Source organism: Yinghuangia sp. ASG 101, assembly GCF_021165735.1.
GTDB lineage: Bacteria > Actinomycetota > Actinomycetes > Streptomycetales > Streptomycetaceae > Yinghuangia.
Window position 1 is genome coordinate 5,798,055 of record NZ_CP088911.1, and the last position, 26,584, is coordinate 5,824,638.

22 protein-coding genes and 1 tRNA gene are annotated in these 26,584 nt (G+C 71.4%); 20 read left to right on the forward strand and 3 right to left on the reverse strand.

What is annotated here, in order from left to right:
- Window positions 1-72: 72 nt before the first annotated feature.
- The 14 genes from LO772_RS24885 (at window position 73) to pyk (ending at window position 17,403) form a co-directional block, all read left to right on the forward strand.
- A complete protein-coding gene (locus tag LO772_RS24885) occupies window positions 73-279 on the forward strand; it encodes a DUF3141 domain-containing protein (RefSeq protein ID WP_231774258.1) in 207 nt (68 codons plus the stop codon).
- A 496-nt stretch (window positions 280-775) separates the two neighbouring features.
- Window positions 776-1,120 carry a CD225/dispanin family protein gene (locus LO772_RS24890; RefSeq protein WP_231774259.1) on the forward strand — a complete coding sequence of 115 codons (345 nt, stop codon included), beginning with the start codon at window positions 776-778 and terminating at the stop codon, window positions 1,118-1,120.
- 115 nt (window positions 1,121-1,235) lie between these two features.
- Complete coding sequence (locus LO772_RS24895) at window positions 1,236-1,754, forward strand: DUF2752 domain-containing protein (RefSeq protein WP_443089309.1); 519 nt, start codon at window positions 1,236-1,238, stop codon at window positions 1,752-1,754.
- 278 nt (window positions 1,755-2,032) lie between these two features.
- Window positions 2,033-2,842 (forward strand): indole-3-glycerol phosphate synthase TrpC, encoded by an 810-nt coding sequence (gene trpC / locus LO772_RS24900; RefSeq protein WP_231774261.1) that lies wholly within the window; start codon window positions 2,033-2,035, stop codon window positions 2,840-2,842.
- 64 nt (window positions 2,843-2,906) lie between these two features.
- Window positions 2,907-3,065, forward strand: coding sequence for a tryptophan biosynthesis modulator TrpM (gene trpM, locus LO772_RS36395; RefSeq protein WP_443089310.1), 159 nt, complete (start codon window positions 2,907-2,909; stop codon window positions 3,063-3,065).
- Between the two features lie 134 nt (window positions 3,066-3,199).
- Window positions 3,200-4,438, forward strand: a complete 1,239-nt coding sequence (gene trpB / locus LO772_RS24905; RefSeq protein WP_231774262.1) for a tryptophan synthase subunit beta — start codon at window positions 3,200-3,202, stop codon at window positions 4,436-4,438.
- Window positions 4,435-5,235 (forward strand): tryptophan synthase subunit alpha, encoded by an 801-nt coding sequence (trpA, locus tag LO772_RS24910; protein WP_231774263.1) that lies wholly within the window; start codon window positions 4,435-4,437, stop codon window positions 5,233-5,235. The genes trpB and trpA overlap by 4 nt, the downstream gene beginning before the upstream one ends.
- A 251-nt stretch (window positions 5,236-5,486) precedes the next feature.
- The gene (locus tag LO772_RS24915; protein ID WP_231774264.1) at window positions 5,487-6,038 is read left to right on the forward strand and encodes a MauE/DoxX family redox-associated membrane protein; all 552 of its coding nucleotides are present in this window, start codon (window positions 5,487-5,489) and stop codon (window positions 6,036-6,038) included.
- 187 nt (window positions 6,039-6,225) lie between these two features.
- Window positions 6,226-7,047 carry a DsbA family protein gene (locus LO772_RS24920; RefSeq protein ID WP_231774265.1) on the forward strand — a complete coding sequence of 274 codons (822 nt, stop codon included), beginning with the start codon at window positions 6,226-6,228 and terminating at the stop codon, window positions 7,045-7,047.
- A gap of 358 nt (window positions 7,048-7,405) precedes the next feature.
- Window positions 7,406-8,422, forward strand: a complete 1,017-nt coding sequence (lgt, locus tag LO772_RS24925; protein WP_231774266.1) for a prolipoprotein diacylglyceryl transferase — start codon at window positions 7,406-7,408, stop codon at window positions 8,420-8,422.
- A gap of 135 nt (window positions 8,423-8,557) precedes the next feature.
- Window positions 8,558-9,349, forward strand: a complete 792-nt coding sequence (locus LO772_RS24930; RefSeq protein WP_231774267.1) for a VIT1/CCC1 transporter family protein — start codon at window positions 8,558-8,560, stop codon at window positions 9,347-9,349.
- A 338-nt stretch (window positions 9,350-9,687) separates the two neighbouring features.
- Window positions 9,688-14,253: a glutamate synthase large subunit gene (gene gltB / locus LO772_RS24935; RefSeq protein ID WP_231774268.1), complete on the forward strand. Its 4,566-nt coding sequence runs from the start codon at window positions 9,688-9,690 to the stop codon at window positions 14,251-14,253.
- A complete protein-coding gene (locus tag LO772_RS24940; protein WP_231774269.1) occupies window positions 14,246-15,706 on the forward strand; it encodes a glutamate synthase subunit beta in 1,461 nt (486 codons plus the stop codon). The genes gltB and LO772_RS24940 overlap by 8 nt, the downstream gene beginning before the upstream one ends.
- 269 nt (window positions 15,707-15,975) lie before the next feature.
- The gene (gene pyk, locus LO772_RS24945) at window positions 15,976-17,403 is read left to right on the forward strand and encodes a pyruvate kinase (RefSeq protein ID WP_231774270.1); all 1,428 of its coding nucleotides are present in this window, start codon (window positions 15,976-15,978) and stop codon (window positions 17,401-17,403) included.
- Window positions 17,404-17,492: 89 nt separating this feature from the next.
- Here pyk and LO772_RS24950 read toward each other — a convergent pair whose 3' ends face one another.
- Both LO772_RS24950 and LO772_RS24955 read right to left on the reverse strand, forming a co-directional pair.
- Window positions 17,493-17,894, reverse strand: a complete 402-nt coding sequence (locus LO772_RS24950) for a hypothetical protein (protein WP_331717264.1) — start codon at window positions 17,892-17,894, stop codon at window positions 17,493-17,495.
- Window positions 17,895-17,927: 33 nt separating this feature from the next.
- Window positions 17,928-18,011, reverse strand: a tRNA-Leu gene (locus tag LO772_RS24955).
- A 135-nt stretch (window positions 18,012-18,146) separates the two neighbouring features.
- On the opposite strand from LO772_RS24955, the gene LO772_RS24960 reads away from it, so the two are divergent.
- The gene (locus LO772_RS24960) at window positions 18,147-18,767 is read left to right on the forward strand and encodes an ANTAR domain-containing response regulator (RefSeq protein WP_231774271.1); all 621 of its coding nucleotides are present in this window, start codon (window positions 18,147-18,149) and stop codon (window positions 18,765-18,767) included.
- Window positions 18,768-18,771: 4 nt separating this feature from the next.
- Window positions 18,772-20,124 carry a branched-chain amino acid ABC transporter substrate-binding protein gene (locus tag LO772_RS24965; protein ID WP_231774272.1) on the forward strand — a complete coding sequence of 451 codons (1,353 nt, stop codon included), beginning with the start codon at window positions 18,772-18,774 and terminating at the stop codon, window positions 20,122-20,124.
- 7 nt (window positions 20,125-20,131) lie between these two features.
- On the opposite strand, the gene LO772_RS24970 is transcribed toward LO772_RS24965, so the two are convergent.
- Window positions 20,132-20,572, reverse strand: coding sequence for a hotdog fold thioesterase (locus LO772_RS24970; protein WP_231774273.1), 441 nt, complete (start codon window positions 20,570-20,572; stop codon window positions 20,132-20,134).
- An 84-nt stretch (window positions 20,573-20,656) separates the two neighbouring features.
- On the opposite strand from LO772_RS24970, the gene polA reads away from it, so the two are divergent.
- The 4 genes from polA (at window position 20,657) to LO772_RS24985 (ending at window position 26,578) form a co-directional block, all read left to right on the forward strand.
- The gene (gene polA, locus LO772_RS24975) at window positions 20,657-23,446 is read left to right on the forward strand and encodes a DNA polymerase I (RefSeq protein WP_443089311.1); all 2,790 of its coding nucleotides are present in this window, start codon (window positions 20,657-20,659) and stop codon (window positions 23,444-23,446) included.
- 352 nt (window positions 23,447-23,798) lie between these two features.
- On the forward strand, window positions 23,799-25,328 hold the full coding sequence (locus LO772_RS24980; RefSeq protein ID WP_231774274.1) for a lytic transglycosylase domain-containing protein: 1,530 nt from the start codon (window positions 23,799-23,801) through the stop codon (window positions 25,326-25,328).
- 79 nt (window positions 25,329-25,407) lie between these two features.
- Window positions 25,408-25,542: a hypothetical protein gene (locus LO772_RS35930; RefSeq protein WP_269453087.1), complete on the forward strand. Its 135-nt coding sequence runs from the start codon at window positions 25,408-25,410 to the stop codon at window positions 25,540-25,542.
- Window positions 25,532-26,578 carry a porin PorA family protein gene (locus LO772_RS24985; protein ID WP_231774275.1) on the forward strand — a complete coding sequence of 349 codons (1,047 nt, stop codon included), beginning with the start codon at window positions 25,532-25,534 and terminating at the stop codon, window positions 26,576-26,578. The genes LO772_RS35930 and LO772_RS24985 overlap by 11 nt, the downstream gene beginning before the upstream one ends.
- Window positions 26,579-26,584: the final 6 nt, after the last annotated feature.

A 26,584-nucleotide genomic window follows, 5' to 3' on the forward strand; every position in this document is an offset into this window, starting at 1 on the left:
TCCGCCGGACAGGGACAATGGTCACCGTGGGCCCCGCGGAAGCGGCCCGTCACCCCGCCACAAGGAGCAACGATGTCGCAAGGCGCCCACCACGGGAACACTCCCGCCGCCTGGACCCTCACGATCCTCGCGCTGGTCGGGTCGACCGTCGCGGGTGTCGCGCTGATCGCCGCCAGTCCGGTGGTGTTCTGGGCGGGCATCGCCATCATCGTGGTCGGTGCCGTCGCCGGCGGCGCGATGCGCATGGCCGGCATGGGCACCGTCCCCGCCCGCCGCTGACCCCGCGCCAGGGCCGCGTCCGGGAGGTTTCCCGGCCGCGGTCGCGCCGGGATCCGGCGGTTGTCGCGGCTCGGCGCGATGCGGCCCGGCCGAACCCGGCGATCGTTCTCGGCCACGGCACCCGGGGGAACCGCGCCTCCTTCGCGGCCGTTCAGGCCGGGCGGGGAGGTCTCGCCGGGTCGCGCCGGACGCGTCCGCGGCGTCGCACGCCCCGAGCCGCCGCGCCCTGGGCAGGGGATCCGCCCGTTTCGGCCCGAGATCGGATGGCTTGCTCCGTGCGCACCGGGCCGGGATGTCCCGGGGTCGCTAATGTGGGCCTGCCGTCCGGTGCCGTCCGGACCAGGGGACCGGCGCGCGGGAGGCTTTTCGCACCCGCGGGCGGGCGGGCGCGAAGGGGACGCACGCGATGAGTCAGGGCTATCCGCCGCAGTACCCCGGTGGCCCGCGGCCCCAGGGGTGGGGAGCCGGCGGGGGTTTCGGGGACTCCGATCCGCCCGTGGCGCCGACCACGCCGTACGGCTATCCCGGCCGTCCTCGGCCGCCCGGGTTCCAGCCCCCGGGCATGGCGCCCGTGCCCGCGACCCCGCCGCCGGACAACTACCTCGCGTGGGCCGTGCTGGCGACGGTCTTCTGCTGCTTCCCGGCCGGGATCCCCGCGCTGGTCGCCGCGACGTCGGTCAACGAGCGCTGGCTGCGCGGCGACATCGCCGGCGCCCGGGACGCGTCCCTCCGGGCCCGCAACTGGACCATCGGCGCCGTGCTTCTCGGCGTCATCTTCTGGACCACCTGGATGATCGGGGTCTTCGTGCTCGGCTGGAAGGACACGCTGGGCGACCTGTGACCCCGCGTCGGTCCTGAACTCCCGGAAACGCCACCGGGATGACCGCACGGGCGGGTACGCGGGCGGCCACCCGAAAGCGTCCGGGGGTTGGAAGGCCGGGCCGGGGCGGTGCACGATGAACGGCGTGACCGGTGCCACGCCTTCCGGTGCCGCGGGCCCGGAGGGGCACCCGCGGCACGACCTCCCGCCCGCCGCCGTGTGGCCGCGCGTCCCGTCCGAGGCCCCGGCCCCCGCCGGTACGCTCGCGCAGCGCCTCCTCGCGCCCGCCGGGACGGCGCTGGGCGCCGCGGGGGCAGCCGCGTACGTCGCCGTGGTCGACCCGGGTCGGCCCGGGCACTACCCCACGTGTCCGTTTTTCGCCGTCACCGGGCTGTTCTGCCCCGGCTGCGGCGGACTCCGCTGCGCGCACGCCCTCGCGCACGGCGACGTCGTCTCGGCGCTGGCGCTCAACGCGTTCGCGGTCGCGATGGTTCCGCTGATCGTGTGCATTTGGCTGCGCTGGACCGTGCGTTCGCTCCGGGGGCGTACGCGCACGACCGCGGCCGACCCGAGGCTGATCCGCGTCCTGGTCGCCGCCATCGTGGTGTTCGCCGTCGCGCGCAACCTGCCGTTCGGCGGCGCGCTCGCGCCGTGACGTCGCCCCGCGGCAATGCTCTGACCTGCGGATTTTCATCAGAACGCCAGAGAGGCGGCGGCAAAATGCCCGTCTTGCGGACGGCTGGACAGCCCGGCCGCGGAACGCCGTATGCTGCCTGCGTCTCTTCGGCGGCACGCGGGACACTCGGCCCTCCGCCGGGCCGATACCATCGAAGAGGCCGGAACCATCGGACAACGCGGGCGTTGTGGGACACCCGGTCCGGCGACCCGGTCGGACCACTCCAGTCCGTCACCTGTGACGAGGGGAAGCAAAGCGTGAGTGTGCTCGACCAGATCATCGACGGTGTGAGCGCCGACCTCGCCGAGCGACAAGCCCGGGTGCCACTTGACGAGATCAAAGACATGGCCGCCGCGGCGGCCCCCGCGAAGGACGTCCTCGGGGCCCTGCGCGCCGGCGGCGTCGCCGTCATCGCCGAGGTGAAGCGGTCCAGCCCCTCGAAGGGCGCACTCGCCGCGATCGCCGACCCCGCCGGGCTCGCCGCCGACTACGAGGCCGGCGGCGCCGCGGTCATCTCCGTGCTGACCGAACAGCGCCGCTTCGGCGGGTCGCTCGACGACCTCGACGCCGTCCGGGCACGTGTCGACATCCCGGTCCTGCGCAAGGACTTCATCGTCACGAGCTACCAGCTGTGGGAAGCCCGCGCACACGGCGCCGACCTGGCGCTCCTCATCGTCGCCGCGCTCGAACAGAACGCGCTCGTCTCGCTCATCGAGCGCGCCAAGTCGATCGGCCTCACCCCGCTCGTCGAGGTGCACGACGAGGAGGAGACCGAGCGTGCGCTGGAGGCCGGCGCGCAGATCATCGGCGTCAACGCGCGCAACCTCAAGACCCTTGAGGTCGACCGCTCCAACTTCGCCCGCATCGCCCCGATGATCCCCGACACCGTCGTCCGCATCGCCGAATCCGGCGTACGCGGCCCGCACGACCTCATCGCGTACGCCAACTCCGGCGCCGACGCGGTCCTCGTCGGCGAATCCCTCGTGACCGGCCGCGACCCGCGCAGCAGCGTCGCCGACCTCGTCGCCGCCGGCGCGCACCCCGCGCTGCGCCACGGACGCGGCTGACCCGGACGACCGCACCCCCCACCATGAACCAGCGCTCCGAAGCCCGCCACGTGCCCGAGGCGGTGTGCCCGTGAACTGCCGTGACCTGGCCGGGCGTTTCGCGCGCGGCGCGAAGCCGCGCGGCTGTCGCGCGCCCGCCCGCCGCGTGCTCGGCCGCCGGGTCCGGTTCGTCATCGGATGCGAGCCCGGCCAGGTCCCCGGGAGGCGATGGCGCCACCGCTGACCCCCCGTCAGTCGTGGCCGTCCCCGGTGCGGTGCCAACGCACCGGCGACAGCGTGCCGTTCGCGGCCCGGCCGTCACCAGGCCCCGGACCCGCCCGGCGTCCCAACAACCTCGCCCAGAGGATCGACACGCATATGTCCCGTGAGGCAACCTCCGCATCCCAGCCGGACCCGTCCGGCCACTTCGGCGTCTTCGGCGGCCGGTTCCTGCCCGAAGCGCTCATCGCCGCCCTCGACGAACTGACCGTCGCGTACGAGAAGGCCAAGACCGACCCTGAGTTCCAGGCCGAGTTCACCGGCCTGCTCACGGACTACGCGGGCCGGCCCAGCATCATCACCGAAGCGCCCCGCTTCGCCGAACACGCCGGCGGCGCCCGCGTCCTCCTCAAGCGCGAGGACCTCAACCACACCGGCTCGCACAAGATCAACAACGTGCTCGGGCAGGCGCTCCTCACCCAGCGCATGGGCAAGACCCGCGTCATCGCCGAGACCGGCGCCGGCCAGCACGGCGTCGCCACCGCGACCGCCTGCGCCCTCCTCGGGCTCGACTGCGTCGTCTACATGGGCGAGGCCGACACCAAGCGCCAGGCGCTCAACGTCGCCCGCATGCGCGTCCTCGGCGCCGAGGTCGTGCCTGTCGCCATCGGGTCGCGCACCCTCAAGGACGCCATCAACGAAGCCCTCCGCGACTGGGTCACCAACGTCGACAACACCCACTACCTGCTCGGCACCGCGGCCGGGGCGCACCCCTTCCCGGCCATGGTGCGCGACTTCGTGCGCATCGTCGGCGTCGAGGCGCGCCGGCAGGTCCTGGACCTCACCGGCCGGCTGCCCGACGCCGTCGCGGCGTGCGTCGGCGGGGGATCCAACGCCATCGGCATCTTCCACGCGTTCATCCCCGACGAGGGCGTCAGGCTGTACGGCTTCGAGGCCGGCGGCGACGGCGTCGAGACCGGGCGGCACGCGGCCTCGATCACCGGCGGCGCGATCGGCGTCCTGCACGGCGCCCGCACGTACCTGCTCCAGGACGAGTACGGCCAGACCCAGGAGAGCCACTCCATCTCCGCCGGGCTCGACTACCCGGCCGTCGGCCCCGAGCACGCGTGGCTGCACGACACCGGTCGCGCCCAATACCGCCCGGTGACCGACGCCGCCGCGATGGAGGCGTTCCACCTCCTGTGCCGCACCGAGGGCATCATCCCGGCCATCGAATCGGCCCACGCCCTCGCCGGCGCCATCGAGATCGGCCGGGAACTCGGCCCCGACGCCACCATCCTGGTCAGCCTCTCCGGGCGCGGCGACAAGGACATGCACACCGCCGCCCGCTACTTCGACCTGTTCGACGCGGACGTCCGCGAGGAGGACCAGCAGTGACCCGCCTTTCGCACGTCCTGGCCACCTGCCGCGCCGAGAACCGCGCGGCCCTCATCGGCTACCTGCCCGCCGGGTACCCCTCCGCCGAGGGCTCGGCCGCCGCCGCCCGCGCGATGGTCGAGGGCGGCTGCGACATCATCGAGATCGGGCTGCCCTACAGCGACCCGCAGATGGACGGGCACGTCATCCAGCGCGCCGTCGAACACGCGCTCGCCCACGGCACCAACACCCACCACGTCATCGCCAACGCGCGCGCGGTCGCCGAAACCGGGGCCGCCGCGCTGGTCATGTCCTACTGGAACCCCATCGAGCGGTACGGCGTCGACCGGTTCGCCGAGGAACTCGCCGCGGCCGGCGGCGCCGGGGTCATCACCCCCGACCTCATCCCCGACGAGGCCGCCGACTGGATCGCCGCGACCGACAAGCACGGGCTCGACCGCGTCTTCCTCGTCGCGCCCTCGTCGACCGACGCCCGGCTGAAGCTCACCACCGACGCCTGCGGCGGCTTCGTCTACGCCGCGTCGACGATGGGCATCACCGGCACCCGCGCCACCGTCGGGGAGCGCGCCGCCGAACTCGTCGCCCGCACCCGCAAGGTCACCGACCTGCCGGTCTGCGTCGGCCTCGGGGTCTCCACCGCCGCCCAGGCCGCCGAGATCGCCGGGTACGCCGACGGCGTCATCGTCGGCTCGGCGTTCGTCCGGGCGCTGCTCGACGCCGCAACCGACCAGGCCGGCGTCGACGCGGTCCGCGCGCTCGCCGCGGGGCTGGCCGAGGGAGTGCGCGCCGGGCGCTGAGCGCGTGCCACCGGCTCCGGCGGCAAATTTGGACAAACCCAACTAGATGGCATCATGGCGGGCGGTTGCTTCCACCGGGAGGCAACCGCCCGCCGCCGTTTGACTTCAACGAGTTACCCCGGATGCAGGAACCTCGCGCCCACTCAGACGGTTAAACAAAGGGCCAGCCCCACACCGTCCGCGTTGGAGGTCAACCGCATGGGCTCGCACGGCACGACCCCGGCAGCACGCCACCCGCATCGGAGGACGCGATGAACGCCGCACTCGTCGCCGACACCACCGCCCGCGGAGGAGCCGGCCGCCCCGCGCTCCGCCGCGCGCTGCCGTGGATCGGCGTCGCCGCCCGCATAGGCCTCGCGGTCGTCTGGGCGTGGGCCGGCTGGGAGAAGGCCGCCAACCCCGCACAGGCCGCGCAGGCCGTGCGCGCGTTCGACGTCCTCCCCGAAAGCCTCGTCGAACCCATCGGGTACGCCCTGCCGTACCTCGAGCTCGGGCTTGCCGCGCTGCTGCTGATCGGGCTCGGCACGCGCATCGTCGCGGGATTGTCCGCGCTGCTCCTCGTCGTCTTCATCGCCGGCATCGCGCAGGCGTGGTCACGCGGCCTCGCGATCGATTGCGGATGCTTCGGCGGCGGCGGGCCGATCGCGCCCGACCAGACGAAGTACCTCCAGGAGATCCTGCGCGACCTGGCGTTCATGGTGCCCGCGGTGTGGCTGCTCTTCCTGCCCCGCACCCGGCTGTCCGCCGACGCCTGGCTCGCCGTCGACGACCTTCCCGAGGACGACGACCCGCACGACGACTGACCCCTACCGCCCCCCGCGCTCGCGCCGCGCGAAAAAGCCGGGAACCCGGCAGGGTCCCCGCCCGACAAACTGACCGACGCCCTGCCGTGCCTTCACCCGCCCGACATTTCAGGCTTCGACCCGGCTTCGCGGCGCGATCGACCCGTTCACACACGCCCGACCGACAGATAGACGGTGACCTGAGGACATGAGCAAGAAGAACGACGACGGCAAGCGCTCCGCCCGCGAGCGCATGCAGGCGGAGCGCGCCCGCCGACAAGCGGTGGAGAAGCGCAAGCGCGCGCTGATCATCGGCGGCTCGGTCGTCGCGGTCCTCGCCGTCGCCGCGACGATCGGCATCGTGGTGGGCAACTCCGAGTCCAGCAAGAACGAGTCCAGTTGGGCCAAGGTCGCCGACCAGCCCCTGCGGCAGCCCGCCAACACGACCGGCACCGTGATCTCGTACGGCAGCAACCCGAACGCGCCGGTCATGACCATCTACGAAGACTTCCGCTGCCCGATCTGCGACCAGGTCGAGAGGACGCTCGGCCCGACGATCCAGCAGATGGCCGACGCCGGACAGATCCGGGTCGACTTCCACATCGCGTCGTTCCTCGACCGCAACCTCGGCGGCAACGGCTCGAAGTACGCTGCCAACGCCGCGGCGTGCGCGCAGGACGCCGGCAAGTTCAAGGCGTACCACGACGTCCTGTACACCAACCAGCCCGAGGAGACCAACGACAAGTTCGCCGACAAGTCGTACCTCCTCGAACTGGCCGACCAGGTCCCCGGCCTCCGGAGCCCCGCGTTCGACCAGTGCGTCAACGACCTGTCGTTCGCGCCGTGGGTGAAGGCGTCCCAGGAGGACTTCAACAACGCGAAGGTCGGCGACTCCGAGGTCACCGGCACCCCGACCATCGCCATGAACAACCAGAAGCTGAAGTACACCGAGGGCAACCAGATCATGAGCCCGGACGCCTTCCGCGCCCAGGTCCAGCAGATCATCGCCACGATCCCGCAGACCGGCTGACCGCCGCCGCCCGCCGGACGCGACGAGCCCGCGTCCGGCGGGCACGCCGCGACCGGCGGCCCGCCGTCCGGGCGAGGAGCACACCCGGGGCCGGGCCGTCGCGTGGATCGTGGCGCTGCTCACACCGCGCCGGCCCGAAGGCCCCGGCGGGCCTCCCGCGCCGCACCGCGCGCTCACGTCCTCGGCGAGCCCTCCGCCCCGTCGCCCTCCGTCCGCAGACGGGCCGCCACGGGCGGTGATCTCCCCCGCGGTGGCCGCCCTCCGCCGCGGGCGACGCGGTCGAGCCGGGCCTCGCCGCCGATCCGTGACCGGCGCGGCTCCCCGCGGGCGCGATCGGCAAGGTAGTTTCGTCCCTGCCATGGATCTCGCATACATCCCCAGCCCGTCACGCGGTGTCGTGCACCTCGGACCGCTGCCGCTGCGCGGGTACGCGCTCTGCATCATCATCGGCGTCATCGTGGCCATCTGGCTGGGCGAACGCCGCTGGATCGCCCGGGGCGGCCGTCCCGGCACGGTGATGGACATCGCCGTGTGGGCCGTGCCGTTCGGCATGGTCGGCGGGCGGCTCTACCACGTGATCACCACACCCGGGCCGTACTTCGGCGACGGCGGCGACCCCATGCAGGCGTTCGCCGTCTGGAAGGGCGGGCTCGGGATCTGGGGCGCGATCCTCCTCGGCGGCGTCGGCACCTGGATCGCGTGCCGCCGGCGCGGCATCCCGATGCCCGCGATGGCCGACGCCCTCGCCCCCGGCATCGTCCTCGCGCAGGCCGTCGGGCGCTGGGGCAACTGGTTCAACCAGGAGCTGTACGGCAAGGCCACCGACCTGCCCTGGGCCGTCAAGATCGACGCCGATCACAGCCCGGACGGCATCGCCGGCACGTACCACCCGACGTTCCTGTACGAGTCCCTGTGGTGCGTCGGCGTCGCCGCGCTGGTGATCTGGGCGGACCGCCGGTTCAAACTCGGCCACGGCCGCGCGTTCGCGCTGTACGTCGCCGCGTACACCATCGGCCGGTTCTGGGTCGAATACCTGCGGATCGACGAGGCCGAGCACTTCCTCGGCATGCGGCTCAACAACTGGACCTCGATCCTCGTCTTCGCCGGCGCCCTCGCGTACATCTCCATCTCCGCGCAGCGGCACCCCGCCCGTGAGGAGCCCGCCTCGCTCAAGGGCACCCGGCCGGTCGAAGGCGAAGGCGAGGGCGGGGACGATGACGCGGACCGAGCCGACGACGAGCCGGCCGCGGCCGACCGGGAGGACGAGCGCGGCGACCCCGTCGAGTCCGCCGCGGAGATCCCGGACGCGGATGCGGGGGAACGGGAAGAAGAAGCCCCGCGCGAGCGTTCCAAGGACGGTTCGACACGTTCCTGAGAACGCGTGCGCAACCCCGAGCAGCCCGTCTGACCTGCACGTTTGGTCAGCCTTGCCTTGCTGGTGAGGCCTCGCGCCGCGCGGTAGCGTCGAAAGACACCGAAGGCCAGAGGCGTCCCGCGAGGAGGGTCACACGTGAGCGGCACCGGCGGGGCACGCGACGCCGCGGCGATGGCCGGGGCGTCGGCCCGACCCCTCGGTTCGCAGGGCACGGCCGTGCACGACGGCGGTGAACCCCAGATCGACCACAGCCACCGCGACATCGCGGGAGGCTGGCTGCGGCCCGCGGTTTTCGGCGCGATGGACGGCCTCGTCTCCAACTCGGCGCTGATCGCGGGCGTCGCCGGCAGCAACGCCACCGCGTCGACCATCGCGATCACCGGGCTCGCGGGTTTGGCCGGCGGCGCGTTCTCGATGGCCGCCGGCGAATACACCTCGGTCGCCTCGCAGGGCGAACTCGCCCAGGCCGAGGTCGAGGTCGAGCGGCGCGAACTCGTCCGCGCGCCGGAGGCCGAGCGCCACGAACTCGCCGAGCTGTACATCGCGCGCGGACTCGACGAGAAACTCGCCCACGAGGTCGCCGCGCAGCTGTCGCGCGACCCCGATCAGGCCCTGGAGATCCACGCCCGCGAGGAGCTGGGCGTCGACCCGCACGACCTGCCGTCCCCCTGGCTCGCCGCGGGCGCGTCGTTCGCGGCGTTCGCGGTCGGCGCGATCCTGCCGCTGCTGCCGTACCTGCTCGGCGCCACCTCGCTGTGGCCGGCGATCATCCTCACACTCACCGGTCTGTTCGTCGCCGGTGCCGCCGTGTCGCACGTCACGGCCAAGCCGTGGTGGTTCGGCGGCCTGCGCCAGCTTCTGCTCGGTACGGTCGCGGGTGGCCTGACCTACCTGTTGGGCATGGCCATCGGCCAGGGCATCGGCTGACCGGAAACACCGCTCATCCGTCCCACCCCACGAGATCCACCGAGACCCACGTAACACCGCCGTCACCGGAAACCGGCCGTTCACGCAATGACCATCCGCGGTACGCGTGATCGACCGTTTCGGTGAACGGACGCCCGGGAATGAGCCATGGGCGCGGCGGCGGTGACACGCGGAAACCGGACACCCACGCCCCGATTTACCCCGAGGTGTCCGAATGACGAGACAACGATGTCTTGTGTTCCGGATGCCACAACTGATCGTGTAACCTGCACGAAATCGCAGAGGGCCAACGTCGTCCCTGTTGCGCACCAAACGCCACGACGACGACGGGAGCGCCCATGCCTCCTGCTGCACCCACACCCCGCCGCAGCCCCCTCTTCTCGGCGTCTCCCGCGCCCCAGGGCCTGTACGACCCGCGCATGGAGCACGACGCCTGCGGAGTCGGTTTCGTCGCCACGCTCACCGGCGAGCCCAGCCACGACATCGTCCAGCAGGCGCTGACCGTGCTCCGCAACATGGAGCACCGCGGCGCCACCGGCGCCGAACCGGACACCGGTGACGGTGCGGGCATCCTCACGCAGATCCCGGACGAGTTCTTCCGGGCCGTGACGGGCTTCGACCTGCCCCGGGCCGGCGCCTACGCCGCCGGTATGGCGTTCCTCCCCGACGACGACGTCCACGCCGGGCGCGCCAAGTCGTCCATCGAGCGCATCGCCGCCGAGGAAGGCCTCAAGGTCGTCGGCTGGCGCGACGTCCCCACCACCCCCGAGCTGGTCGGTACGACCGCGCGCGCCACGATGCCGCGCTTCGCACAGGTCTTCGTCGCCGACGCCACGGGGGAACGCGACGGCATCGCGCTCGACCGCCTCGCCTTCTGCGTGCGCAAGCGCGCCGAACGCGAGGTCGACGTCTACTTCGCGTCGCTGTCCGCGCGCACCCTGGTCTACAAGGGCATGCTGACCACCGGCCAGCTGGAACCCTTCTTCCCCGACCTGTCCGACCGGCGCTTCACGTCCGCCATCGGCCTGGTCCACTCGCGGTTCTCCACCAACACGTTCCCGGCGTGGCCGCTCGCCCACCCGTACCGCTTCATCGCGCACAACGGCGAGATCAACACGGTCATGGGCAACCGCAACTGGATGGCCGCCCGCGAGTCGATGATCGCCACCGACCTCATCCCCGGCGACCTGTCGCGGCTGTTCCCGATCTGCACCCCCGGGGCGTCCGACTCCGCGTCGTTCGACGAGGTCCTCGAACTGCTGCACCTCGGCGGCCGGAGCCTGCCCCACGCGGTCCTGATGATGATCCCGGAGGCGTGGGAGAACCACACCTCCATGGACGCCGCGCGCCGCGACTTCTACCGCTACCACGGCACCGTCATGGAGCCCTGGGACGGACCCGCCTGCGTCACCTTCACCGACGGCACCCGCATCGGAGCCGTCCTGGACCGCAACGGCCTGCGGCCCTCCCGCTACTGGGTCACCGACGACGGGCTCGTCGTCCTGTCCTCCGAGGTCGGCGTCCTCGACATCGAACCCGCGCGGATCGTCCGCAAGGGCCGGCTCCAGCCCGGACGCATGTTCCTCGTCGACACCGAGGCGCACCGCATCGTCGAGGACGACGAGATCAAGTCCGCCCTCGCCGCCGAACACCCGTACAGCGAGTGGCTGCACGCCGGACTCGTCAACCTCCGGGACCTGCCCGAGCGCGAGCACGTCGTCCACACGCACGCGTCCGTCAGCCGCCGCCAGCAGACCTTCGGCTACACCGAGGAAGAACTCCGCGTCATCCTCGCGCCCATGGCCCGCACCGGCGGCGAACCCCTCGGCTCGATGGGCACCGACAGCCCCATCGCCGCGCTCTCCGACAAGCCGCGCCTGCTCTTCGACTACTTCGTACAGCTCTTCGCCCAGGTCACCAACCCCCCGCTGGACGCCATCCGCGAGGAACTCGTCACCTCGCTCGGCACCTTCGTCGGCCCCCAGACCAACCTGCTCGACCCCACCCCGGCCGCCTGCCGCAACGTGGTCCTGCCGTTCCCGGTCCTCGACAACGACGAGCTGGCCAAGCTCATCCACATCAACGCCGACGGGGACATGCCCGGCCTCAAGGCCGCCACCATCTCCGGGCTCTACCCGGTCGACGGCGGCGGGGACGCCCTGCGCCGCCGCATCGAGGAGATCCGCACCGAGGCGACCACCGCCATCGCGAACGGCGCGCGCATCATCGTGCTGTCCGACCGGCACTCCGACGCCGAGCACGCGCCCATCCCCTCGCTGCTGCTCACCAGCGCCGTGCACCACCACCTGATCCGCACCAAGACCCGCACCCAGGTCGGCCTCATCGTCGAGGCCGGCGACGTCCGCGAGGTCCACCACGTCGCCCTGCTCATCGGCTACGGCGCCGCCGCGGTCAACCCCTACCTCGCGATGGAGTCCGTCGAGGACCTCGTCCGCGACGGCGTGTTCCTGCGCGACATCGAGGCCGACAAGGCCATCGCGAACCTCATCAAGGCGCTCGGCAAGGGCGTCCTGAAGGTCATGTCCAAGATGGGCATCTCGACCGTCTCCTCCTACCGCGGCGCACAGGTCTTCGAGGCCGTCGGCCTCGCCGACGGCGTCGTCGCCGAGTACTTCACCGGCACGACCAGCAAGCTCGGCGGGATCGACCTCGACGTCATCGCCCGCGAGGTCGCCCAACGCCACGCCACGGCCTATCCGCCCAGCGGTATCGCGCCGTCCCACCGCCGCCTCGAAATCGGCGGCGAGTACCAGTGGCGCCGCGAGGGCGAACCGCACCTGTTCGACCCCGAGACCGTCTTCCGGCTCCAGCACTCCACCCGCGAGCGCCGGTACGACATCTTCAAGAAGTACACCTCGCGCGTCGACGAGCAGTCCGAGCGGCTGATGACCCTGCGCGGCCTGTTCCGGTTCGCGGACACCGGCCGCACACCCGTCCCCATCGACGAGGTCGAGCCGGTCAGCGCCATCGTCAAGCGCTTCTCCACCGGCGCCATGTCGTACGGCTCCATCTCCATGGAGGCGCACGAAACCCTCGCCATCGCGATGAACCGCCTCGGCGGCAAGTCCAACACCGGCGAAGGCGGCGAGGACCCCGAGCGCCTGTACGACCCCGAGCGCCGCTCCGCGATCAAGCAGGTCGCCTCCGGCCGCTTCGGCGTCACCTCCGAATACCTCGTCAACGCCGACGACATCCAGATCAAGATGGCGCAGGGCGCCAAGCCCGGCGAAGGCGGCCAGCTGCCCGGCCACAAGGTCTACCCCTGGGTGGCCAAGACCCGGCACTCCACCCCCGGCGTCGGCCTCATCTCGCCGCCCCCGCACCACGACATCTACTCGATCGAAGACCTCGCGCAGCTCATCCACGACCTGAAGAACGCCAACCCCCAGGCGCGGATCCATGTCAAGCTCGTCGCCGAGGTCGGGGTCGGCACCGTCGCGGCCGGCGTGAGCAAGGCCCACGCCGACGTCGTCCTCATCTCCGGACACGACGGCGGCACCGGCGCCTCCCCGCTCACGTCGCTCAAGCACGCGGGCGGCCCCTGGGAGCTGGGCCTCGCCGAAACCCAGCAGACGCTGCTGCTCAACGGCCTGCGCGACCGCATCGTCGTGCAGACCGACGGCCAGCTCAAGACCGGCCGCGACGTCGTCATCGCCGCGCTCCTCGGCGCCGAGGAGTACGGCTTCGCGACCGCGCCGCTCGTCGTCTCCGGCTGCGTCATGATGCGCGTCTGCCACCTGGACACCTGCCCCGTCGGCGTCGCCACCCAGAACCCCGAGCTGCGCTCCCGGTACAGCGGCAAGGCCGAATACGTCGTCAACTTCTTCGAGTTCATCGCCGAGGAAGTCCGCGAACACCTCGCCGCCCTGGGCTTCCGCAGCCTCGACGAGGCAATCGGCCGCGCCGAACTGCTCGACACCACCGCGGCCGTCGACCACTGGAAGGCCGAGGGCCTCGACCTCGCACCGCTCTTCCACGTGCCCGAGCTTCCCGAGGGCGCCGCCCGCTCCTGCACGACCGTCCAGGACCACGGCCTCACCAAGGCGCTCGACAACCAGCTCATCCAGCTGGCCGCCGACGCCCTGGAGAAGGCCGAACCCGTCCGTATCCAACTGCCGGTGCAGAACATCAACCGCACCGTCGGCACGATGCTCGGACACGAGGTCACCAAGCGGTACCGCGGCGCGGGCCTGCCCGACGACACCATCGACATCACCCTCACCGGCTCCGCCGGGCAGTCGTTCGGCGCGTTCGTCCCCCGCGGGGTCACCCTCCGCCTCGAAGGCGACGGCAACGACTACGTCGGCAAGGGCCTCTCCGGCGGACGCGTCATCCTCCGCCCGGCCCGCGACGCCGCCTTCGCCGCGGAAGACAACGTCATCGCCGGCAACACCATCGCGTACGGCGCCACCGGCGGCGACATACTCATCCGAGGCCGCGTCGGCGAGCGCTTCTGCGTCCGCAACTCCGGCGCCACCGTCGTCGCCGAAGGCGTCGGCGACCACGGATGCGAGTACATGACCGGCGGACGCGCCGTCGTCCTCGGCCCGACCGGGCGCAACTTCGCCGCGGGCATGTCGGGCGGCGTCGCCTACCTCCTCGACCTCGACCGCGACAACATCAACACCGAACTGGCCGGCATCGAGGAACCCACCGCGACCGACCTCGCGGAACTGCACGACGTCGTGCGGCGCCACTACGAGGAGACCGGCTCCACGATCGCCGAACAACTCCTCGCCGACTGGGACACCGCGTCCCGGCGCTTCGGCAAGATCATGCCGAGGGACTACAAGGCAGTGCTCGCCGCCAAGGACGCCGCCGAGCAGGCCGGACTCACCGAGTCCGAGACCGTCCAGAAGATGATGGAGGCGGCACATGGCTGACCCGAAGGGATTCCTCACCACCCCCCAGCAGCACGGCACACGCCGCCCCGTCGACGTGCGCATCCGCGACTGGAAAGAGGTCTACGAGGAGCGCACCCTCCTCCCCATCATCACCAAGCAGGCCGGACGCTGCATGGACTGCGGCATCCCGTTCTGCCACAACGGCTGCCCCCTCGGAAACCTCATCCCCGAGTGGAACGACCTGGTCTGGCGCGAGGACTGGGAAGGCGCCGCCGAACGCCTGCACGCCACCAACAACTTCCCCGAGTTCACCGGACGCCTCTGCCCCGCGCCCTGTGAATCCGCGTGCGTGCTCGGCATCAACCAGCCCGCCGTCACCATCAAGAACGTCGAGGTGTCGATCATCGACCGGGCCTGGGACGACGGCAACGTCGCACCCCAGCCTCCCGAGCGCCTCTCGGGCAAGACCGTCGCCGTCATCGGCTCCGGCCCCGCCGGCCTCGCCGCCGCGCAGCAGCTCACGCGCGCCGGCCACACCGTCGCCGTCTACGAGCGCGCGGACCGCATCGGAGGGCTCCTCCGCTACGGCATCCCCGAGTTCAAGATGGAGAAGCGCCACATCAACCGCCGCATCGAGCAAATGCGCGCGGAAGGCACCAAGTTCTACACCGGCATGCAGATCGGTACCGACGTCGACGCCGCCGGCCTCCGCCGCCGCTACGACGCCGTCGTCGTCGCCGCCGGCGCCACCGCGTGGCGCGAGCTGCCCGTCCCCGGCCGCGAACTGGGCGGCGTCCACCAGGCGATGGAATACCTCCCCTACGCCAACAAGGTCCAGGAGGGCGACCTCGTCACCTCGCCGATCGACGTCGCCGGCAAGCACGTCGTCATCATCGGCGGCGGCGACACCGGTGCCGACTGCCTCGGCACCGCCCACCGCCAGGGCGCCGCGTCGGTGACCCAGCTGGAGATCATGCCGCGGCCGTCCGAGGAACGCCCCGCGACCCAGCCGTGGCCGACCTTCCCGATGATCTACCGCGTCGCCAGCGCCCACGAGGAGGGCGGCGAACGCGTCTACTCCGTCAACACCCAGGAGTTCGTCGGCGGCGAAGACGGCCGCGTCAAGGCCCTGCGCCTCGTCGAGGTCACCATGGTCGACGGCCGCTTCCAGCCCGTCGAGGGCACCGAGCGCGAAATCCCCGCCGACTACGTCTTCCTCGCGATGGGCTTCACCGGCACCGACCGCGCCAACGGCCTCATCGAACAACTCGGGCTGGACCTGGACGACCGCGGCAACATCGCCCGCGACGGCGCGTACGCCACCAACGTCGAAGGCGTCTACGTCGCCGGAGACGCGGGACGCGGCCAGTCGCTCATCGTCTGGGCGATCGCCGAAGGCCGCTCCTGCGCCGCCGAGGTCGACCAGTGGCTCACCGGCGGCACCAACCTGCCGCGCCCCATCAAGCCCACCGACCGCCAACTCCTCGTCTGAGCGGCCCCGGTCCGCTCCCGACCGGTCCGAGCCCGGACCGGTCGGGACCCGGCACCGAACCCCCGCGAAATCGCGCCGGGTTCACCCCGGATTCCCCCGAACGTTCCGCTCCGGACAGAACCATCCATGGCCCCCGCGTCGTTACATTCGGTGCGGGGGCTCCGTACGTTCGGTGCCCCCCGCTCGGCCGGCAAGGCGTCGGCCGACCCCAGCGGCAAACCGGACGCCGCCCCACTCGTTACCTTCCGGTAGGAACTAGGGTTGACCTCATGCGTCGAGCCAAAATTGTCTGCACTCTGGGCCCAGCCACCAACAGCTACGAGCAGATCCGCACGCTCGTGGACGCAGGCATGGACGTAGCCCGCTTCAACCTCAGCCACGGCAGCTACGCCGAGCACGAAGAGCGCTATCACCGCGTCCGCAAGGCATCTGACGAGTCCGGCCGCAGCGTCGGCATCCTCATGGACCTCCAGGGTCCCAAGATCCGCCTCGGCAACTTCGCCGAAGGCCCCGTGCTCCTCGAACGCGGCGACGAGTTCACCATCACCACCGAAGAGGTGCCCGGCGACCGCCACGAGGTCTCCACCACCTACAAGGGACTCCAGGGCGACGTCGGCAAGGGCGAACGCATCCTCGTGGACGACGGCCGCGTCACCCTCGAGGTCACCGACGTCGAAGGCCCCCGCGTCCACACGATGGTCATCGAGGGGGGCATGGTCTCCGACCACAAGGGGCTCAACCTCCCCGGCGTCGCCGTCAGCGTCCCCGCCCTCTCCGACAAGGACATCGAAGACCTCCGCTGGGCGCTGCGCATCCGCTGCGACCTGGTCGCCCTCTCCTTCGTCCGCAGCGCCGAGGACGTCGCCGACGTCCACCGCATCATGGACGAAGTCGGCTACCGCGTCCCGGTGATCGCCAAGATCGAGAAGCCCCAGGCGGTCGCCAACCTGGAGGAGATCGTCGAGGCCTTCGACGGCATCATGGTCGCCCGCGGCGACCTCGGCGTCGAAATGCCCCTCGAACAGGTCCCCCTCGTCCAGAAGCGCTGCATCACACTCGCCCGGGCGAACGCCAAGCCCGTCATCGTCGCGACGCAGATGCTCGACTCGATGATCAACGCCTCGCGCCCCACCCGCGCGGAGGCCTCCGACGTCGCCAACGCGGTCCTCGACGGCACCGACGCCGTCATGCTCTCCGGCGAGACCTCCGTCGGGAAGTACCCCATCGAGACCGTCAAGACGATGTCCCGCATCATCATCGCCTCCGAGGAGTCCTCGGCCCTCCAGGAGGAGCTGCGCTCCCTCCCGGACCCGCGGACCCAAGGCGGCGTCATCGCCGCGGCAGCCGCCGAGATCGGCGAACGCCTCGGCGCCAAATACCTCGTGGCATTCACCCAGAGCGGCGACACCGCCCGCCGCCTCTCGCGCTACCGCCCGATGATCCCGACGCTCGCCTTCACCCCCGAGCAATCCGTGCGCAGCCAGCTCTCCCTCACCTGGGGCGTCGAGACCTTCCTCGGCGAACTGTGCGAGCACACCGACGAGATGGTCCAGCAGGTCGACGCCGCCCTCCTCGACATCGGCCGCTGCAAGCCCGGCGACGTCGTCATCATCACCGCCGGCTCCCCGCCGGGCGTCCCCGGCTCGACCAACATGATCCGCGTCCACCACATAGGAGAACTGGTCGGCCGCACCTGACCCGCTTCTCCTTCTCCGCACGAACCCCGACGCCCGACGGCCGTCGCCCCCGGACCACGCGGTGGTCCGGAGCGGCGGCCGTCGCGCATTCAGTATTTGGGACCGACGTGAAGATCCATCAGCGCGACGGCTTCCTTGCGGGCGATGGAGACGTTCTTGCGACCGGCGACCTTCCAGGCGACGCCGACCAGGTCGAGAGCCCAGGTGAACAGCCCTTTGATGTCGGCGGATTCGTTGCTGAACATGTAGCGCGGGTATGCGTAGCGCTTGGGGTTACCGGCGACCGTCTTGACGGTCCAGTTGGTGGCGCGGCAGCCGTCGGAGTGGATGAGGCCACGGATGAACGGCCAGGGGAAGGCCTCGACGATCTCGTATTGCCAGTCGGCTAGTTCGATTTTTCGGTTGTGCTTCCTGCCGGGAAACCGTTCTCGAGCGCATGGGGAGTGCTCATACGACGACGGTCGCGCTTTCACGTGACCGTCGTTGGACAACTCCGAACATTCACTCGAATGAGGAGTTATGGGTGCCGGAAGCGGGATTCGAACCCGCACGCCCTTTCGGACAGCGTCTTTTGAGAACGCGGTGTCTGCCTATTCCACCATTCCGGCTTGTTTATCATTAAATGGAGCAAATGTCCGTTTTCATCCCTCTGGTCTATGCTTTGGAGGGGTCCTCCGCGCGCTCTACTTTACCGCCTCTCGGTACCCTTCTGCCTGCGAGTATCGCGCGAACCTAGGAGAGCCGTGACGTCAGCTGCCAGCCAGTCCCCGCAGTCCGCCGGCGACTCCGGTATCCGTGTGGTGATCGCCGAGGACGAGGCGCTGATCCGGTTGGACCTCAAGGAGATGCTGGAGGAGGAGGGGTACCGGGTCGTGGGGGAGGCCGGGGACGGGGAGGCCGCGGTGCGGCTGGTGGAGGAGGAGCGGCCGGACCTGGTGATCCTGGATGTGAAGATGCCGGTGCTGGACGGCATTTCCGCGGCGGAGCAGATCGCGGGTGCGCGGCTTGCCCCGGTGCTGATGCTCACGGCGTTCTCGCAGCGGGAGTTGGTGGAGCGCGCGCGGGACGCGGGGGCGATGGCGTATCTGGTGAAGCCGTTCACGAAGGGTGATCTGGTTCCGGCCATCGAGATGGCGGTGTCGCGGTTCACGGAACTCGCGGCGCTGGAGCGTGAGGTCGCCGGGCTGACGCAGCGTCTGGAGACGCGGAAGGTCGTGGACCGCGCGAAGTCGGTGCTCCAGGAGCGGTACGGGTTGTCCGAGCCCGAGGCGTTCCGGTGGATTCAGAAGACGTCGATGGACCGCCGGTTGTCGATGCGGGCGGTGGCGGAGGTCGTCGTGTCGGGCGGCGAGGTGGCCGAGTAACGGGTTGTCGCTGAAATTCGCGCGCGGTTCCTCGGAGATCGCCCTGGCTTTCATGGTCCGGGCGGTTTGTTCATTTCGGCGGCCGGTTTTCGGCGCGTCGTGCACAGGATCCGAGTTTGCTCGATTCTTTCGGGTTGTTCGGGTTTTCCGCGGAAGGCTCAAGGAGTGGGCGGTGCTGAGGCGACGCGTGATCGGATTCGGGCTGCCGCTGGCGGTGTCGGCGCTCGTGCTGGGGGGGTGCGGGGGCGGTGGTTCGGGTGGGGGTGACGACGGCGGCGTCCGGACGTACGCGATCGGTTTTCAGGCGGGGTTGTCGGGGGCCGACGCGCAATTCGCGCTCAACGAGGCGAATGGCGTGGAGTTGGCGGTCGAGAAGTTCAACAGCTCGCCGCGCGCGCCGTTCCGGGTGCGGTTGGTGAAGTCGGACGACGCGGGGTCGGCGGAGCAGGCCGTCCCGGCGGCGCGGCGGTTGATCGACGACGGCGACGTGGTGGCGGTGGTCGGTCCGGTTGGTTCGGCATCGGTGCGGGCGTCGGGCCGGCTGTACGCGGAGGCCGGGTTGGCGGCGGTGTCCCCGTCGGCGACGAGCCCGGGGCTGACGGATCCGGGGAACGGTTTCACGTCGTTGCTGCGTGCGGTGCCGAGCGACGCGGTGCAGGGGGCCGGGATCGCGTCGTATTACGCGGGAGCGCTGGGTCTGCGGAGTGTCGTGGTGGTGGATGACGCGACCGAGTACGGCGCGGGTTTGGCGGATGCGGTGGAAGCGGGTTTGGGCCGGGCCGGGGTGGGTGTGGTCGCCGTGTCGGCGCCGAAGGGTTCGGGAGATTTCGGGCCCGCGCTCGCGGCGGTGCGTGGCTCGGGTGCCGAGGGCCTGGTCTATGCCGGTGATGCCGAGGACGCCGCGCTGTTCGCACGGGATCTGCGGCAGGCGGGGGTGACGGTCCCGGTGATCGCGGGGGACCGTGTGAAAGAGGCGAGGTTCGTCGAGGCGGCGGGCGACGCGGCGGAGAACTGGCTGGTGGCGTGTCCGTGTGCCGACCTCGCCGCGGATGCGGCGGCGCGGGCGTTCGTCGCGGAGCACACGGCGAAGTTCAAGACGGAGCCGGGTGCGTATGCGGCGGAGGCGTACGACGTGGCGAACATGGTCATCGAGGAGATCGGGAGGCTCGATGCGGCGGGGGCGCGCGTGACGCGTGAGGCGGTTCTGAGCGGCCTGCGGAAGGGGTCGTACAGGGGCTTGGCGAGGTCGTACGCGTTTGGTGCCGGCGGCGAATTCGCGGGCGAGGCCCTGCGTCTGTACCAGGTGAGGTCCGGGCGCATCGAGTATGTGGGCGGGATCGACGGGTCGGCCGCCTGACGCCCGTTCAGCCGTCGCGGCGGATCATGCAGGTGAGTCGTGCCGTGCAGACGCGTTTTCCGGCTTCGTCGGTGATGACGGTTTCGTACGTCGCGAGGGTGCGGCCGAGGTGTACCGGGGTCGCGGTGCCGGTGACGAGCCCGCCGGTGGCCGGGCGGTGGTGGGTGGCGTTGATCTCGATGCCGACGACGAGGGCGTCGGGGCCGGCGTGGATCGCGGAGCCGATGGAGCCGAGCGTCTCGGCGAGGACGCACGAGGCGCCGCCGTGGAGGAGGCCGTAGGGCTGCGCGTTGCCGTCGACGGGCATGGTGGCGACCAGGCGTTCGGCGGAGGCCTCGTGCATGACGATGCCCATGGTGCCGCCGAGTGTGGGCCGCGCGGAGCGGGAGCCGAAGATGCCGGTGAGTTCGTCGACGGGCAGGGGGAACGAGATCTCCGGGGGGGTCATACCGGGGGTCCTTCGCGCGCGGTGGGCGGTGTGTGCGGGATCGGCGTGGCCGGGTGTGTCGGCGTCCCAGCCTAGGATCTGGGTGTGGCTTCCTCTGACGCACCCCAGCCTTCCGCCGTTTCCGATGCGACCGACGCGACGGGTTCCGGCGCGCGCCCGCGCTTGTTGCTGCTCGACGGGCATTCCTTGGCGTATCGCGCGTTCTACGCGCTCAAGGAGGCCACGATGTCGACGGCGACGGGCCAGCCGACGCAGGCCGTGTTCGGTTTCACGTCGATGCTGGCCAACGTGCTGCGCGACGAGGCACCGACGCACATCGGTGTGGCCTTCGACGTGTCCCGAAAGTCCTTCCGCACCGAGCGGTACGCGGAGTACAAGGCGAATCGGACGGAGACGCCCGAGGAGTTCCGCGGCCAGATCGAGTTGATCGTCGATGTGCTGCACGCGATGGGCATTCGCACGATGCGGGTCGAGGGCTTCGAGGCCGACGACGTCATCGCGACGGTGACGACGCGGGCGGCCGAGGAGGGCTTCGAGATCCTGATCCTCACGGGGGACCGTGACGCCCTGCAGTTGGTGTCCCCGGAGGTGACGGTGCTGTATCCGATGCTCGGGGTCAGCAAGCTGCACCGGTTCACACCGGCGGCGGTGGAGGAGAAGTACCAGCTCACGCCGCAGCAGTACCCCGACTTCGCGGCGTTGCGCGGGGACCCGTCCGACAACCTGCCGGGCATTCCGGGGGTGGGGGAGAAGACCGCGGCGAAGTGGATCCGCGAGTTCGGGTCGTTCCAGGAGTTGGTGGAGCGGGCCGACGAGGTCAAGGGCAAGGTCGGGCAGAGCTTCCGCGATCACCTGGAGTCGGTGCGGCGCAACCGTGAGTTGACCGAGTTGGTGCGCGACGTCCCGCTGGAGGTCGAGCCGGCGGATTTGGCGCGCAAGGCGTTCGACCGTCCGGCGCTGGAGCAGGTGATGGACACGCTGGAGTTCCGTGCGGCGAACTTCCGGGACAGGATCTTCGCGGTGGACCCGGCGGCGGCCGAGGGCGGCGACGAGGCGCCGGCGGTCGAGGACGGCTTCACGCTGGAGACGTCGGTGCTGGGGACGGGCGACGTCGCGGCGTGGCTGGAGGAGCACGCGGCGGGGGACGGGCGTACGGGTCTGGCGTTGGAGGGCACGTGGGCGCGGGGCACCGGCACGGTGTCGGGTCTCGCGCTGGCGGCCTCGGACGGCACGGCCGCGTTCGTCGATCCGCTGGTGTTGGACGAGGCGGACGACAAGGCGCTCGCGGCCTGGCTCGCGGATCCGGCGCGGCCGAAGGCGGTGCACGACGCGAAGGGCCCGATGCTGGCGCTGAAGGCGCACGGCTGGGACCTGGCGGGGCTGACGTCGGACACCGCGCTGGGCGCCTACCTGGTGTTGCCCGGGCAGCGGACGTTCGCGTTGGAGACGTTGACGCAGCGGTTCCTGCACCGCGAGCTCAAGGTCGACGAGGCCGCGGCGGACGGCCAGTTGGCACTGGACATGTCCGGCGAGGAGGAGGCGGAGGCCGCGCGCGGGGAGGCGCTGATGCTGGCCGCCCGTGCGGTGGTGGATCTCGCGGCGGCGCTCGACGAGGAGTTGGAGAAGCGCGGGGCGCTGGGGCTGCTGCGTGACATGGAGCTGCCGCTGATGGCGGTCCTCGCGCGGATGGAGCGCGTGGGTATCGCGGCCGACCGCGGCTATCTCGACGCGCTGGAGGGCCAGTTCGGGGCGGCCGTCAAGCAGGCGACGGATCTCGCGCACGAGGCGGTGGGCCGGGAGTTCAACCTCGGGTCGCCCAAGCAGTTGCAGGAGATCCTGTTCGGCGAGATGGACCTCCCGAAGACGAAGAAGATCAAGACCGGGTACACGACCGACGCCGACGCGTTGACGTGGCTGGCCACGCAGCCGGGTATCCCGGCGCCGGCACAGGACCTGCTGACGGCGTTGCTGCGGCACCGGGACCAGACGAAGTTGCGGGTGACGGTCGAGGGCCTGATCAAGACGATCACGGACGACGGGCGGATCCACACGACGTTCCATCAGACGGTGGCCGCGACCGGGCGGTTGTCGTCGTCGGACCCGAACCTGCAGAACATCCCGATCCGCACCGAGGAAGGCCGTCTGATCCGGCGGTCGTTCGTGGTCGGCGAGGGGTTCGAGGGGCTGCTGACCGCCGACTACAGCCAGATCGAGCTGCGGATCATGGCGCATCTGTCGGGTGACGAGGCGCTGATCGAGGCGTTCACGTCCGGCGAGGATCTGCACAACACGGTCGCGTCGGCGGTGTTCACGGTGCCGACGGACCGGGTGGATCCGGAGATGCGCCGCAAGATCAAGGCGATGTCGTACGGACTGGCGTACGGGCTCTCGGCGTTCGGGCTGTCGCAGCAGCTCGACATCGCGCCGGACGAGGCGCGGAAGCTGATGGCGACGTACTTCGAGCGGTTCGGCGGCGTGCGCGACTACCTGCGGGCGGTGGTCGACGAGGCGCGGCAGACCGGCTACACCGAGACGGTGTTCGGTCGTCGCCGGTATCTGCCGGATCTGACGAGCGACAACCGGCAGCGTCGCGAGATGGCCGAGCGGATGGCGTTGAACGCGCCGATCCAGGGGTCGGCGGCGGACATCGTCAAGGTCGCGATGCTGGCGGTCGACAAGGCGCTGCACGCGGGCGGGTTCGCGTCGCGCGTGCTGCTGCAGGTGCACGACGAACTGGTGCTGGAGGTCGCGCCGGGGGAGCGCGCGGCGATCGAGGAGTTGGTGCGCCGGGAGATGGCGGGCGCGTATCCGCTGCGGGCGCCGTTGGATGTGTCGGTGGGCTTCGGTGCGACGTGGGAGGACGCGGGGCACTGACGGGTCCGGCGGCTCCGTGCGGTTCCGCCGCGTCGGTGGCACCGCCGCGCCCGCGACGCGGCTCGGCCGAGCCGAAGGGTCCCGGCTGTTGCCCGTGGCCCGCGGGTTTGACGCGGTGTCAGAGGGCGTGCGGCTGCGGGATGTTGGTGCCGTGACAAGGTGATCTTCCGCCCGCATGCCGGGAGTTCACCGAACATTCCGGTGCTTGCCGGGCGGAGGGTCTGGAGGAGCGCGGGAACCTGACGTAGGTTCGTCTTCGCTTGCCGTTCGCCGTCCCACGGGCCGGGCACGGCGCGATCCCGGTCCCGGGGCGAGGCAGGCCGACATGCAGCCAGGGCGAAGGGGGCGTTTCGTGGGCGAGGCCGAGCGGGGGCCGGGTCCGCGGGATCCGGACGGGCCGGAGCCGTCGGGGAACACGGGTGACGCGGAGGCGCCGCCGCACGGCGACGCCGGGACCGCCGCACCGGAGGGCGCGCCGCGCGGCGGACCGGAGGACCGGGCCGAGGCCGGCCGAGGCGGCGGTACGGCGGGCGGGTCCCCCGAAGCCGACGACTCCGAGGCGGTCGACGGGAAAGCCGACCAGCCGGCCGACCGGGCCGCGAAGCCCGGCGCGGGCACCGCGCCCGAGGGCACCGATCCGGCCGACGAACCCGACGAACCCGACGAACCCGACGAAATCGACGCGTGGATCACGTCGTTGGGTGCCCAGCCCCCCGAGTTCGCCCGCAAGGAGTTGGCGGCCGGCGACGACGCCTCGGCCGACGGTACGGCCGCGTCGCGGCGCCGCCGCCTCATCAACCCGTGGATCGCCGCCGCGGCCGTCGCCGCCCTGCTGCTGGTCGCGACGACCGTGGTGCGGAATCCGTTCACGATGGTGACCGCCGAACGCGTCAATGTCTCCGACGTGCCGAAGATGTCCGACCCCGAACCGGATTTGGACAACGGCCCGGTGGACGGAGGCGTGCCGGCGAACCTCGAACTGCCGCCCGAGATCCCGGCCGCCGTTCCGGTCACCGACGCGCCCCCGCCGGACCCCTCGGCGTCCGCGCCCGCGCCGTCGGCCTCGATCGCGTTCCCCCCGCCCGGGACGCCCGCGACCGTGGTGACCGGCTCGAACGGGATCCCGCAGATCGTGCTGACGGCGTATCAGATGGCCGCGTCGACCACCGCCGTCGCCGACCCGGCGTGTCGTCTGCCGTGGCAACTGCTCGCCGGGATAGGCCGCGTCGAGTCGGGGCACGCCAACAGCGGCCAGGTCGACATCGCGGGAACGGCGCTGACGCCGATCCTCGGGCCGCGCCTCGACGGCAGCAACAACACGATGGCGATCCGCGACACCGACGGCGGCGCGCTCGACTACGACCGCGAGTTCGACCGCGCGGTGGGCCCGATGCAGTTCATCCCGTCGTCGTGGCGGGCGTACGCGCTGGACGGCAACAGGGACCGCAAGGCCGATCCGCAGAACGTCTTCGACGCGGCGCTGACCGCCGCGCGCTACCTGTGCGCGGGGGACCGGGACCTGAGTACGCCGGCCGGGTTGGAGCGGGCGATCTACAGCTACAACCAGTCGGCCGCGTACGTGAGTTCGGTCAAGGCGTGGATGGCGTACTACCAGACGGGCGTGCGTCCGATCGTCACCAGCCTGCCGCCGGTCGCCGCGCCGCCCCCCGCCCCGGCGCCGCCGCCGCCCGCGACGACGCCCGTCGTGCCGCCCCCGCCAGCCACCACGCAGCCGCCTCCGTCGTCGCCCGAGCCGTCCCCGACCACGTCGCCGCCGCCGACCACGCCTGGCGGCAAGCCGACGACCTCGTCACCGCCGACGTCCGCCTCCGCGTCCCCGACGACGGCCCGGCCGACCGGGGAGTCGTCGCCGGCCGGCTGAACACCGGGAGACGAGAACAGGTTCTCATCTGTCCCCGGCCTTGCTACGGTGCCGTCCCCGGCAGCGCAAAGGAGGGTTCGTGGTGCGTGCCTTCGCCGCGGTCGTCGTCGGCCTGGTGCTGGCCTTGGGTGTCGCGTACGCGGTGGCGGCACTCGCGGTGCCCGAGCCCGGCGAGGTCACCAAGCCGCTCGATGTGGCGCCCGATGCGACGTAGGGCCGCCCTGATCCTGCTGGCCTCGGCCGCGTTCTGCGTCGCGCTCGCACCGCTGCTGCGCGAGTACGTGTTCCCGCGCGTCGTCGCGAAGACGCTCGCGAGCGACGAGGCGTACCGGGTCACGACGTTCACGGCCGACAACGTCACGCTCGTCGGCGACCCGAGGGGCCCCGGCCGGGGCAAGGCCACGATCGTCCGGACGATACGGCCGGACGCCAAGGCGAGCGACGGCGGCACGGTCGTGTGGGATGTCGGCCTCGTGGTGACGAACAGCGCGGGCACCGTCGTCACCCGGATCCCCGAGCGGTACGCGTTCGACGCCGTCACCGGGAATCCCGACGACTGCTGCGCCGAAAGCGTCGACGGCAAGCCGGTCGCGCACGTCGGAGTCGGCGACAAGTGGCCCTACTTCGTGCGGAAGCGCGCGTACCACCACTTCGACCCGTACACCGGCACCGCCGCCCCGATCGACTACCGGGGCACCGAGAAGTTCCACGGCCTCACGGTCTACCGCTTCACGCAGGACGTGCCGTGGACGCTCGGCAGCGCACCGCGCCTGCCCGGCGGCATCGACGCCGCGCAGATCGAACAGGCCGGGATGGAGCGCTGGTTCACGCTCACCCGGACCATCCTCGTCGAGCCGGTCACCGGCACCCCGGTGTACGAGGAGGAGCGCCGCACCGAGGAGTTGCGCACCCCGCATCCCGAAGACCCCGCCAACCCCGGCAGGTTCGTGTTGTTCGACGGGCAGGTCGCGATGACCGCCGCGTCGTCGGACGACCTCGTCGCGGACGCCAAGGGCCAGAAGGCGTGGCTGCTGTTCCTCCACGACCGGCTCCCGCTCGGCCTGGTGGCGGCCGGGCTGCTGCTCCTCGCGGCGGCGCTGCTGACGGAGTACCGGGGGCGCCGTGCCGCGCGAGCCGAGGAGGCCACGCCCGACGCGTCGCCCGGGGAGGGGGCCGACGGCCGCCCCGTCGAGGCCGACGACACCTTGGTGCTGTCGGCCGTCCCGGCCGCCCGCGCCGACGACGGCTGACGCCGG